Below are 11,657 nucleotides of genomic sequence, written 5' to 3'. Positions count from 1 at the left end.
TTAAAAATAATTGAGTGAGATTTGTTCAGGCATCTGGAAATTGATCGAAAAGCGTTCTTTTTGCGAATATATTAGCAACAGCTAGGCAATGTGTGGATAATTTAAGGGTAGTCGAGAGGAAGTAGCAAAGATGATCAAAACATTGAAACGCGGTAACCAATACATGAAAGTTTGGCCAAACCATGCGGTAGTTGGCAACTTACCAGAATCAAGACTCATTCCCGCTTTGAAACTAGGAAGTAAATTGTTACCCGTTGCAGCTGTTGCTAACTTTTACGTGCAGTTCCAATATTTAGGCATGGAGTTTCTACCGCAAATTATCGCGACCACATTGTTCTTATTGGTGTTGCCGCTACAGGGCTACTATTGGCTCGGAAAGCGCAGTTACAAAGTACTACCACCGCCATTGAAAAGCTGGTTTTTAGACTTGCAACATAAGCTCAATCAGGCGGGAGAAGATATACGCCTGCCTGGTCATCGACCAGGACCGGCGTACATTGATTTGGCCAGAGTGTTACGGAAAGCTTTATCGGTGTTACCACCAGAAGAACATTAGTCCTTAAACTCGCTCCAAATGGGCGCATGGTCTGAAGGCTTGTCGATACCACGCAATTCATAGTCGATGCCTGCGTCGATACAGCGACTAGCGAGTTCTTTGGTCGCTAAAATCAAATCGATGCGTAAGCCTCGGTTGTCATCAAAACCGCGTGAACGATAGTCGAACCAGCTAAACTCTTGATCGGACTCCGGTTTGAGCTGGCGATAGGTGTCAATAAAACCCCAGTCTAATAGACGCTGCATCCATTCACGTTCTTCAGGTAAAAAGCTACACTTACCGGTTTGTAACCAACGCTTGGCATTTGCGGGGCCAATACCCACGTCAAGATCGGTGGTTGAAATGTTCATGTCACCCATGAGAACGACAGGCTGGTCTGGTGACTGTGTGCTATCTAGGTAGCTCATTAAGTCCTGATAAAACTTTTCTTTTGCTGGAAACTTAATCGGATGGTCACGTGACTCACCTTGCGGGAAGTAGCCATTCATAACCCGGATTTGCTCGCCAGCCGGTGAGGTGACAGTGGCCATAATCATGCGCCGTTGGGCGTCGGCATCATCGCCAGGCCAACCATAAGTCACATCGGTGGTTGGAACTTTGGTGAGGAGGGCAACGCCGTAATGGGCTTTTTGACCAAAGAAATAGACTTGATAGCCCATCGCTTCGACGTCGGCGAGCGGAAATGCTTCGTCGTGCACCTTGGTTTCTTGTAAACCAATAACGTCCGGTTGGTGCTTATCGATGAGTGCTTGCAACTGATGAAGGCGAGCACGTAAACCATTAATATTAAAACTAATAAATTTCATAAAACGATTCTTTTTATTGGCATGAAAGAAAAAGCGTGAGCTAAGGATACCACTGCTCGCAGGAATATGCAGCTCACGGATTTTGGGGTGTAATTCAGGCTTGTCAGAAGTATACTGGCGGCCATGCATAATAAGAATGAGTAAGGTTGGATAATGACAAATTGGGTTGAAGTCAAAGCAGGTCAGCGTGCCTTTGCACAGATTCAAGAGCATGGTTTACGACAAGACGATATCTCGCTGCTGCTCGGTGCCTCTGGTGGTCCCAAATGGTTCATTTTGCAAGGCCTAGATAACTATTTCTTTGGTGACTTTTTTAGCCAACGGCAGGCGCCGCTTGAACTTCTGGGCACGTCTGCGGGGGCTTGGCGTTTCGCAAGCTTAGGGCGAAGCAATGCGGCCGAAGCAAGTGCGTTGTTTAGTCGTTTATATCGAGCAACTGTCTATAGTGACAAGCCTGATGTGCGGGAAATCACCGACAAAGCGATCGAGTTGCTGCACGAGTACGTGCCAAACGAGGCGATTACAGAAATTCTCAACCAACAGACCTTCCGCCATCACATGATTGTGGTGCGCAGTAAAGGCTTGTCGGCGTCTGAGAGTCGCCTAGGTCAAAGTATTGGTCTACTCAAGGCTGCAGCGCTGAACGCAATTTCGCGACGGACATTAGCAAGTAGTTTTGAGCGTGTCGTTTTTCATCATCCCTCGGCTCAGCCACCTTTGGGTTCTGACTGGAATGATTTACCTACGCAACATGTGACTTTAACCCAAGATAACTTTCGAGAAGCGCTGTTAGCGAGTGGCTCCATTCCGATGGTTTTGGCGGGAGTGAAGGATATTCCTGGCGCACCGCCAGGCATTTATCGTGACGGTGGTGTCACTGACTACCATTTCGACCTTCCTCTTGGAGCACGTGACGGCTTAATCCTGTATCCACATTTTCAACGTGAGATAATTCCAGGCTGGTTTGATAAGGGCCTAAAAAAGCGTCGAACTCGCGCTGAGCAGTGGCCAAATGCCGTACTGATCATGCCGACTCAAGAATTTATCGATGCATTACCCTATCAAAAAATTCCAGACCGCCACGATTTTGCCAACCTTGACGTGGCCAGCCGTCAGAAGTTTTGGCAGCAAGCAACGGACGCAGGATACCGGCTTGCAGAGCAATTACAAGATTGGATTGAAAGCGGCGAGATACGCCAGAAAGTACAACGCTGGGAGGACTGAGTGTTCTCCCTTATATAACGCTAAAATGTTGTAAATTAGGAGAATATTGCATTTAGTTTCTGGACATCTGCGGATCATCGACTAAATTTAGTCATGTAGTTTCGCTATAAAACATACGTTAAACAACATACCTAGAAAAAGCATAAGTAACTATGTGTGTACACAAGGAGTAATGTTGAATGAATAAGTTTGTTTCGTTAGCCATCTTAGTCGCAGGTTTAATTGTGTTGTATTTTGGATGGCAGGAAAAAGAGTCTGCCGCATCACAAGTATCGGAAGCGTTCACGGGTCAGCCGACCGATAATGCCATGTGGTTCTTAATTGTAGGTGCCGTACTAACTATCGTTGGTATTGGCGGTTTTATTTCTGGAATGAAGAAGTAACGCCAAATCCTCGCATTTGTGCGAATCGCAAGTCTGTATAAGCGCCATGATTTTGTTATCATGGCGCTTTATTTTTGGTTCATTTTAGGTGGCACACTAAAGCTCCTTAGAACGTCGACAGGATGAAGTAGCATGGCTCGTCAAGCAGCAGGATTTCAAAGTACCGAAAGTTATATTGTTTCTCCCGAACTCGCACTTGCGGTAAATGCCGCGGTGACATTAGAAAAGCCTTTGTTGATTAAAGGCGAGCCAGGTACCGGGAAAACGAAACTTGCCGAAGAGTTAGCGGCCGCACTCGATACTGACTTATTGCGTTGGCACATCAAGTCAACGACTAAAGCACAGCAAGGGCTGTATGAATATGATGCGGTGTCACGATTGCGCGACAGCCAACTTGGTAGTGAACGGGTTCACGATATTGCCAACTACATCAAACCGGGGAAGCTTTGGCAGGCCTTTACTGCCGACAAGCGACCTGTGCTGTTGATCGACGAAATAGACAAGGCAGATATCGAATTTCCCAACGATTTGCTGCACGAACTCGATCAAATGGAGTTCTATGTTTACGAGACTGGGGAGCAGATTAAAGCGACGCATCGTCCTATCGTGATTATCACTTCAAATAATGAAAAAGAGCTACCGGACGCATTCTTGCGTCGTTGTTTCTTTCACTATATTCGTTTTCCTGACGCACAAACATTGAAGCAAATTGTGTCGGTTCACTTTCCTAATTTGCAGCCGAAATTGCTGAATGCTGCACTTGAGGTGTTTTTCGACTTGCGTGACGTGCCACACTTGAAAAAGAAACCAAGCACCTCCGAGCTACTCGACTGGTTAAAGCTGCTTCTCGTTGAGGACATCGGCCCGGAACAACTACAGTCAAATCAAGCCCACGGCGGTCTGATGCCGATGTTTGGTGCGTTGCTGAAGAACGAGCAAGACGTTGAACTGATCGAAAAGCTCGCATTTATGAGCCGCCGCCAGTCGAAATAGTCTCGGTATCTTCGCCGCCGTGAACAAGTGGTAAATTATGTTTATTGAATTTTTCTTCAAGTTACGTGAGCACGGACTGAAAGTAAGCCTGACCGAGCTTATGGACCTGCTGCGAGCGCTTGAGCAGCAAGTTGTGTTTGCCAGCATCGAAGATTTTTACGTCTTAGCACGCATGACGTTAGTTAAAGATGAAAGCCAGTATGATCGTTTCGATCGCGCATTTGCTGAATATTTTGAAGGTGTGAATGAGGTTGACATTGCCGCGAGTATTCCGCAGGAGTGGCTTGAGCGCTCTTTGCAACGCCACTTAAGCGTTGAAGACAAAGCCAAATTGAAAGCGCTTGGTGGACTTGATGAATTACTCAAGCAATTTCGTGAGCGTTTAGCCGAGCAACAAAAGCGCCATGCCGGTGGGAATAAATGGATTGGCACCGGCGGTACCTCACCGTTTGGCGCTTATGGTTATCACCCTGAAGGTATTCGAATTGGGCAGGACGGCAGCAATGCTCGGCGTGCCGTCAAAGTGTGGGATAAACGCGAATTTAAAGATCTCGACAGCGACGAAGAACTGAATAACCGGACAATTAAATTGGCGTTGCGTAAGCTGCGCCGTTTTGCTCGGACAGGAGCGGCAACGGAGCTTGATTTAGCCGAAACCATTCGGGCGACGGGTAAGCAAGGTATGCTTGATTTGCGTTGGCAACCGGAGCGACACAACGCTATCAAAGTCATTATTCTATTTGATGTTGGTGGCTCGATGGATGATTACATTTACGAATGCCAACAATTATTTCAGGCGGTTCGCTCGGAGTTTAAACACCTCGAGTTCTATTATTTTCACAACTGTGTGTATGAAGGGGTGTGGAAAAACAATCAAAGACGCTGGCAGGAGCAAATACCTTTGCAGGAAGTGCTGCATACCTATGGCAGTGACTATAAGCTAATCCTGGTTGGCGATGCGACCATGGGCCCCTATGAAATTGCATACCCCGGCGGCAGCGTCGAGCATTGGAATGAAGAGCCAGGGCAGGTGTGGATGGAGCGCCTGTTACGGCAGTATCCAAAAGCAGTTTGGATCAACCCCCAACCGCAGGAGCGCTGGCGCTATTACCCATCGATTCGGATGATGGCAGACTTAATGGACCAACGCATGTTTCCGTTTAGTCTCGAGGGTTTGAGTCAGGCCATCGACCGGCTACTGTAAGAAGACTCAAACGCCTCTCAAATACGCTTAGTTAGAGTATTTTATCGACGGCTTGCTGCAAGCGGGCCGCCGAAAACTCACCGACGTGACTATCAATGAGCATCCCATCACGATTAAAAAATAATGTGGTTGGCAACGCAAACGAGTTGATTTCATTACTCAACGTACTGTTGTAATCCATCAGCATGTCACTCAGGTTTAAGCCCTGCTCAGCAATAAACTGTAAGACCATCTCTTTGTCATCGCCTTGGTTTACGGTGACGAAAGCAACGTCCGGCCACTTCTGTTGAGCGTCTTCGAGTAATGGCATTTCACGTACGCATGGCGGACACCAAGTTGCCCATAAATTCACGACTAAGGGTTGGCCCAAGTATTCGCGATTGAGCCATACTTGGCGATCGTCTAGGGTCGCGACACGTACTTCAGGAACCCACAACTCGTCACCGTACTTGTAGTCATAAAAACCGGTCATTGCGGTATAGGCAATGACGCCCGTGCCACAGGCTATTAATACGGGTTTCCATAGTGGTCGACGGCGGAATATCTCCCAAACCGCCATTAGTGCGCCGCCGATAACGCCAGCCCAAAGATCAAAACCACCATCGCGAACATTCAGCATTTGCCACGGTGCGTCTGCATACAAATCAAAATAACGAATAATGAAGCTCGCGCGAGCAACGATAAGTCCGACCGCCAGAATGTTGAATACAGAGTCGCTTACGCGCAACTCAGTACGCCGAGCTAGAAGCCACGCAACCAACAGGGCACTAACTGCAGCAAGAATGAAAATGAGATGCGTCGTCGCAAACGCAAAAGGCCCGATAGTAATCGACATGGAACAGCTCCTGATTTACAGCTGGTTAATTGGAATTTTCAAATAGACCGCGCCGTTCGCTTCTGCGGGTGGCATTTCGCCCGCACGAATATTCACCTGAATTGCTGGCAAAATGAGTCTTGGCATGGCTAATGTCGCATCGCGTTCGTCACGCATCCGTTCAAACTCTGCGCTTGTTACACCAGTGCGCACATGAATGCTCTCTTCGCGCTGTGCTTTCACTGTGGTGACAAACTGATGGGCACGACCCTCAGGTGGATAATCATGACAGATATACATTTGTGTGTCTGCGGGCAGCGCGAGTAACTTTTGAATTGACTGATAAAGCGTCGCACTTGAACCACCGGGGAAATCGCACCGTGCAGTTCCGACGTCAGGTAAGAACAAAGTGTCACCGACAAAAAGAGCTTGGCCATTCAAGTAATAGGCAATATCTGCAGGGGTATGCCCAGGGGTGTGAATGACTTGGAAATGTAAGCCGCCGACAGAGAAGGTATCGCCATCTTTAAACAAGCGGTCGAACTGCGCTCCGTTCGGTAAGAACTCTTTCTCGAGGTTAAAAACGTCTTTGAATATTTTCTGGACATCACGAATGTGTTCGCCAATACCGATTTTGCTCTGCAATTTGTCACGCAAATAAGGTGCAGCGGATAAATGATCAGCGTGAGCGTGGGTTTCCAGAATATAGGCAATCGAAAGTTCATTCTGTTGAACAAAGTGCAAAACACGATCGGCGCCTGTAGTTGATGTGCGTCCAGATTTAATATCGAAATCAAGCACCGGATCGATAACGACGCCCTGACCACCTTGTTGGTCAAAAACGACATAGGTAAATGTTTCGCTATCCTCATCGAGGAATGCTTGGACGTTAAAATCGAGATTGCTCATGTTTGTTCCTTGGCTAAATTTAGTCGCTAATTTGCCATAGTTTAGAGGCATTGTTAAGGTGAGTACGTTGTTAATTTAAAGTTGGTTTTGCCTTATTCTTCTCAGGGTAACGAAACTCAACGGGAAACAAAATGGCGGAACTTTGCGCTGCGTCAAATTGCACAGTCGTTGTTGAGCTGGTTTGCAAATAAAATTCCAGTACACTCGCAGTGAGTCCTTAATGAAATAAGTAGCATGTATTAAGAGAGTTATGGCCAATAAATCCGTGTCGAGTGCTCGTGACGAACGCGCGCATTCAAAGAGTGAAACAACGAGCTCATCGAGCTCAGCCACGGAAGCGGCGCTAACAGAAAGCCAAGCAAGTTCGGCCATGACGAACAAGGAATGGTTGAATACCTTATATAACAGCTTAATCGATGCGGTTTTAGTCACCGACTTGCGAGGTACGATCATTGAAGTGAACCAGGCTGTCACTGCAATGTTTGGTTATGAGTATCAAGAGCTGGTTGGGTGTAATGTCGGCATTTTAATGCCTGCAGCGATGGCTGGGCAGCACGAACAGTTAATGCAGCGTGCGCTCGATTATCCAGAAGGAAAAAACTACGTTATCGGCAAAACTCGGGAATTAGAGGCAGAACGAAAAAATGGCAGCAGATTCCCAATCACGATTCATCTGAGCAAGGTCGCGTGGGGTGCTGAACACCGTTATATCGCAACGCTGCGGGACATTAGTGAAGAACGCAAAGCAGCCGAAACGATTGAGACTTTGTCTCTGTTTGATCGCAACACGGGTTTGCCCAATCGAACCCACTTTTTGAAACTCGTTGCTCACATCCTAAAGGAGCAGAGTATTAAAGTGGTGGCCGTCAACATGGACTTTTTTAACCGCGTGAATATTGTCGCTGGTCCAGACGAAAGTAATCAGATTTTGCGTGTGATCGCTCGGCGTTTAGAGCATTTTGTCGCGAGTTTTGGTGGCTTTGTGGGAAAGGACATCGAAGACCGGTTTTGGTTAGCGGTTCCTGTCAGTGGTAACAGTGCAGGTGAGTTTCGGCATGATCGGTCGAAAGCATTGTTGGCGTTGCTGCGACAGGAAGTGATTGTGCAAGGGCGCAGCTATTATTTCACCGGCAGTATCGGTTTGGCGCGGGCTGATCGCGGCAACGAAGCGTCACAAGTTATTGCGAATGCTGAAACTGCAGTCCATGAAGCTAAAGCCAATGGGCGCGATCAATATTCTGAGTATAAACGTGTGATGACGGCGCAAGTTGTCGATGATTTTCGTCGCGAAGAGCAGCTGCGTCATGCGATTGAGAAAGGTCACCTGGAATGCTGGTTGCAAAGCAAGGTTGATGCTAATCAACGTTGGGTTGCGGCCGAGGCGTTGGTACGGTGGCGGCATTATGAGGAATGGATTCCACCAAACAAATTTATCCCGTTGGCGGAGCGTTTAGGTCTCATCGTGCCGATAGGTCAGTTCATGCTCGAGTCTGTTGCGCGAATTCTTCCGCGTGCTCGAGCACTGTTTCCAAATTTTGAAATCGCTGTGAATGTTAGCCCACGGCAGTTTCGTAGCGAACATTTTGCAGAAAACGTGATACGCACATTTCAGCGTCTTAATGCGCCTTTAGAGGGGCTGAAACTGGAAATTACAGAGAGTCTATTGGTCGATGATAGCGATCAGGTGCAACAAACGATGGAACGTCTGAAGGCACATGGTGTTACTTTTTCAATTGATGACTTTGGCACGGGCTATTCAAATTTGCGGCGCTTGCAATGGATGCCTGTCGGTGAAGTGAAAATCGACCGGGCCTTCGTTCACGCGGGTATGCAATCTGAGCGAGAGCGTGCCTTGCTCGATACGATCGTGACGATGGGTGCAAATTTAAGTTTAGAACGGGTTGCCGAAGGAATTGAAACTATTGAACAGTTTGAATATTTGCGGGAGCTCGGATGCCAGCAGTTTCAGGGTTTTTATTTTCACCGTCCAGAGCCCGCACTGGATTGGTTAAAAAAATTAAGTGAACTCAAAGTAAGTGAGTGACGAGCAGGAGTAATTGGCAAATTTGAGCCATACTTTTGATTCTCATTTTAAAAAGGAGCACAGGATGCGCATTGTTTTTCTTGGCGGTACAGAAACGGTTACAGGCTCGAAATATTTAATTGAAACGGACAGCACTCGGATTCTCGTCGATTGTGGCTTGTTTCAAGGTTACAAATGGTTGCGTCGGCGCAACTGGCAACCATTGCCTCTCAGTATAGACAAAGTGGATGCTGTGATCCTGACTCATGCGCACCTTGACCATAGTGGCTTTTTGCCGGTGCTTTATAAACATGGCTATCGCGGACCGGTGTACGCTCATGAAGCGACAGCTGATTTATGCAAAGTACTTTGGCCTGACTCCGGAAAAATCCAGGAAGAAGACGCCAAGTACCTTGGTAAATACGGCTTAAGTAAACATGAAGCTCCAGAACCTCTGTATACCGCTGAGCAAGGTGAAAAGGCTGCAAAGCTGTTCCGTACAGTGGATTTTCGGCAATCATTTAAAGTTGGTGATATTCACATTGAGTTGCACCCGGTTGGCCATATTCTTGGTGCTGCTGCGGTGATTTTGCGCAGCAATGGTAAGCGAGTTGGCTTTTCCGGTGATGTGGGTCGTCCGCACGACCTTCTAATGAAGCCGCCAGCACCGTTGCCGCCAGTCGATGTATTGATGCTGGAATCGACTTATGGCGATCGGCGCCATGAAGAAAACAATATTCTGGAAAAGCTCGCAGATATCATAAATGACGCAGCGAAGAAGGGTGGGCCAATTCTCATCCCAAGTTTTGCGGTAGGGCGCGCACAGTTGCTACAACATCTGATTGTCACGTTAATGGATGAAGGCAAGATACCGCGTATTCCGGTTTTTCTTGATAGCCCGATGGCCATTCGGGTATCTGATATTTATCGCCGTCATCATGAGTACCATCGTTTGACGGCCGAGCAATGTGAGCGCGCTGAACACGTGGTTGAATATACCCACAGCGTCGATGAATCGAAAGCGATTGCAAGCCAACAGGGCCCGCACATTATTATTGCGGGTTCGGGCATGGCAACGGGCGGTCGAATTTTACATCACTTCAAACATTGGTTGGCAGATCACCGAGCAACTGTGCTGTTTTCCGGTTATCAAGCTGGCGGTACCCGCGGCGACAAAATGTTGCAAGGTATGGAAAACATTAAAATTCATGGTGACTGGATACCGGTGCGAGCTGACATTCGCATACTCGACGGTCTTTCTGGTCATGCAGATTATGCAGAGCTAACTGACTGGCTGAAGGCTTCTAACATAGCTGCCGGAACGCAGATTCATTTAGTTCATGGAGAGCCTAATGCGCTTGAATGTTTCCGTGATTATCTGTCCGAAAAAACGCAGTTTAGTGTAGATATCCCCGATTACATGAGCATTTTACACATCGACGATTAAGGAAAAAATTATGCAAGTGCAGTCTGCTGCAGAAGCAGTTTCCGTGATTGGAAACGACGAAGTTATTTGGTGTCAGTCGATGGCAGCGACACCTTATGTATTGCTTGACGCCTTAGCCGAAGTGGCGCTCATGCGGCGTAATTTGACCTTGTTACAGCTGCATACGGAAAAAAGCGGCTCGCTGTGTCGCCCTGAATTACAAGGTCATTTACGTCAGCGCGCGTTCTTTGTTGGAGCCGCAACACGTTCGGCTGTGCGCGATGGTCTGGCTGATTATGTACCGATCTTCCTGTCTGAAATTCCGAAGTTATTTCGCTCGGGAGATCAACCGGTTGACGCGGTGCTTGTGCAGGTATCGCCTCCGGATGCTCATGGTTATTGTAGCCTCGGCATTTCGGTTGAAGCGACGCGGGCGGCCTTGCAGGTTGCCAAGAAAGTTATCGCCTGGGTTAACCCGAATATGCCGCGCACCCACGGCGATTCTTTTATCCATGTCGACCGTTTTACCCGTTACTTTGAACATGCGGCACCATTGCCGTTGCATACACCCGCAGAACAAGATGAAGTAACGATGCAAATCGGTCGTCATGTCGCGAGCTTGATTGGCGATGGTGATTGCTTGCAAATGGGTATTGGTGCAATCCCTGACGCAACCTTGGCTTGCCTAGGTGATCGGCGTGATCTTGGTATTCATACGGAAATGTTTTCCGATGGCGTGTTGCCGTTAGTCAAAAGCGGGGTGATTAATAACTCTCGCAAACGCAAGCATCGTGGTCGCATCGTGACTACCTTTGCCATGGGCAGCCAGGCACTCTACGACTTTATTGATGATAATCCGGAAGTGGCGTTTCTCGATGTGGAATACACCAATGACACATCGGTTATTCGTCAAAATAAACAAGTCATGGCAATTAATAGCGCCTTGCAAGTCGACCTTAGTGGCCAAGTCTGCGCAGATTCTTTAGGCACCTCGATTTATTCAGGGGTCGGGGGGCAAATGGACTTTGTTCGCGGCGCGAGTTTGTCCGAAGGCGGACGTTCTGTCATTGCGTTACCAGCCACGGCGTGTGGCGGGAAAGTATCGCGCATTAGTTCAGTGCTCAGCCCAGGCGCAGGCGTTGTGACCACTCGAGCGCATGTGCACTACATTGTGACCGAATATGGTGTGGCTAATTTACGTGCGAAAAGCCTCAGTGAGCGCGCGGCAGAGCTCATGCGAGTTGCCGCACCGCAGTTTCAAGAGGAACTTGCTCGCGAAGCTCGAGATATTTGGGGCTTGCGCATTTAGCTCGCTTAAA

At 47.9% G+C, this 11,657-nt stretch carries 11 protein-coding genes; 8 read left to right on the top strand and 3 right to left on the bottom strand.

Annotated features, from left to right (window positions below; translation table 11 throughout):
- Nucleotides 1-130 precede the first annotated feature (130 nt).
- Nucleotides 131-556, top strand: coding sequence for a terminus macrodomain insulation protein YfbV (gene yfbV / locus CWE06_RS03240; RefSeq protein WP_126791103.1), 426 nt, complete (start codon nucleotides 131-133; stop codon nucleotides 554-556).
- On the opposite strand, the gene xthA is transcribed toward yfbV, so the two are convergent.
- Entirely contained in the window at nucleotides 553-1,362 is an 810-nt protein-coding gene (gene xthA, locus CWE06_RS03235) for an exodeoxyribonuclease III (RefSeq protein ID WP_126791101.1), read from the bottom strand. The two genes, yfbV and xthA, sit on opposite strands and share 4 nt — an antisense overlap.
- Before the next feature lie 153 nt (nucleotides 1,363-1,515).
- Between xthA and CWE06_RS03230 the strand changes: the two genes are divergently transcribed.
- The 4 genes from CWE06_RS03230 (at nucleotide 1,516) to CWE06_RS03215 (ending at nucleotide 5,166) form a co-directional block, all read left to right on the top strand.
- On the top strand, nucleotides 1,516-2,586 hold the full coding sequence (locus tag CWE06_RS03230) for a patatin-like phospholipase family protein (protein ID WP_126791099.1): 1,071 nt from the start codon (nucleotides 1,516-1,518) through the stop codon (nucleotides 2,584-2,586).
- A gap of 179 nt (nucleotides 2,587-2,765) precedes the next feature.
- Nucleotides 2,766-2,969, top strand: coding sequence for a DUF3185 family protein (locus tag CWE06_RS03225; RefSeq protein WP_126791098.1), 204 nt, complete (start codon nucleotides 2,766-2,768; stop codon nucleotides 2,967-2,969).
- A 132-nt stretch (nucleotides 2,970-3,101) separates the two neighbouring features.
- Complete coding sequence (locus CWE06_RS03220; RefSeq protein ID WP_126791096.1) at nucleotides 3,102-3,962, top strand: AAA family ATPase; 861 nt, start codon at nucleotides 3,102-3,104, stop codon at nucleotides 3,960-3,962.
- A 37-nt stretch (nucleotides 3,963-3,999) separates the two neighbouring features.
- Nucleotides 4,000-5,166 (top strand): vWA domain-containing protein, encoded by a 1,167-nt coding sequence (locus tag CWE06_RS03215; RefSeq protein ID WP_126791094.1) that lies wholly within the window; start codon nucleotides 4,000-4,002, stop codon nucleotides 5,164-5,166.
- A 31-nt stretch (nucleotides 5,167-5,197) separates the two neighbouring features.
- Here the strand turns inward: CWE06_RS03215 and CWE06_RS03210 are convergent, their stop codons facing one another.
- Together CWE06_RS03210 and CWE06_RS03205 are read right to left on the bottom strand one after the other, a co-directional pair.
- Complete coding sequence (locus tag CWE06_RS03210; RefSeq protein ID WP_126791092.1) at nucleotides 5,198-6,001, bottom strand: TlpA disulfide reductase family protein; 804 nt, start codon at nucleotides 5,999-6,001, stop codon at nucleotides 5,198-5,200.
- Nucleotides 6,002-6,016: 15 nt separating this feature from the next.
- Complete coding sequence (locus CWE06_RS03205) at nucleotides 6,017-6,889, bottom strand: MBL fold metallo-hydrolase (RefSeq protein WP_126791090.1); 873 nt, start codon at nucleotides 6,887-6,889, stop codon at nucleotides 6,017-6,019.
- Between the two features lie 250 nt (nucleotides 6,890-7,139).
- On the opposite strand from CWE06_RS03205, the gene CWE06_RS03200 reads away from it, so the two are divergent.
- The 3 genes from CWE06_RS03200 (at nucleotide 7,140) to CWE06_RS03190 (ending at nucleotide 11,647) form a co-directional block, all read left to right on the top strand.
- On the top strand, nucleotides 7,140-8,933 hold the full coding sequence (locus CWE06_RS03200) for a putative bifunctional diguanylate cyclase/phosphodiesterase (RefSeq protein WP_126791088.1): 1,794 nt from the start codon (nucleotides 7,140-7,142) through the stop codon (nucleotides 8,931-8,933).
- Nucleotides 8,934-8,997: 64 nt separating this feature from the next.
- Nucleotides 8,998-10,359: an MBL fold metallo-hydrolase RNA specificity domain-containing protein gene (locus CWE06_RS03195; RefSeq protein WP_126791086.1), complete on the top strand. Its 1,362-nt coding sequence runs from the start codon at nucleotides 8,998-9,000 to the stop codon at nucleotides 10,357-10,359.
- 10 nt (nucleotides 10,360-10,369) lie between these two features.
- A complete protein-coding gene (locus CWE06_RS03190; RefSeq protein WP_126791084.1) occupies nucleotides 10,370-11,647 on the top strand; it encodes an acetyl-CoA hydrolase/transferase family protein in 1,278 nt (425 codons plus the stop codon).
- Nucleotides 11,648-11,657: the final 10 nt, after the last annotated feature.

Source organism: Aliidiomarina haloalkalitolerans, from assembly GCF_003987315.1.
In the GTDB taxonomy this organism is placed as follows: Bacteria; Pseudomonadota; Gammaproteobacteria; order Enterobacterales; family Alteromonadaceae; genus Aliidiomarina; species Aliidiomarina haloalkalitolerans.
The sequence above is the reverse complement of the archived record's forward strand: the minus strand, read 5'-3'. Positions and strand labels throughout refer to the sequence as shown.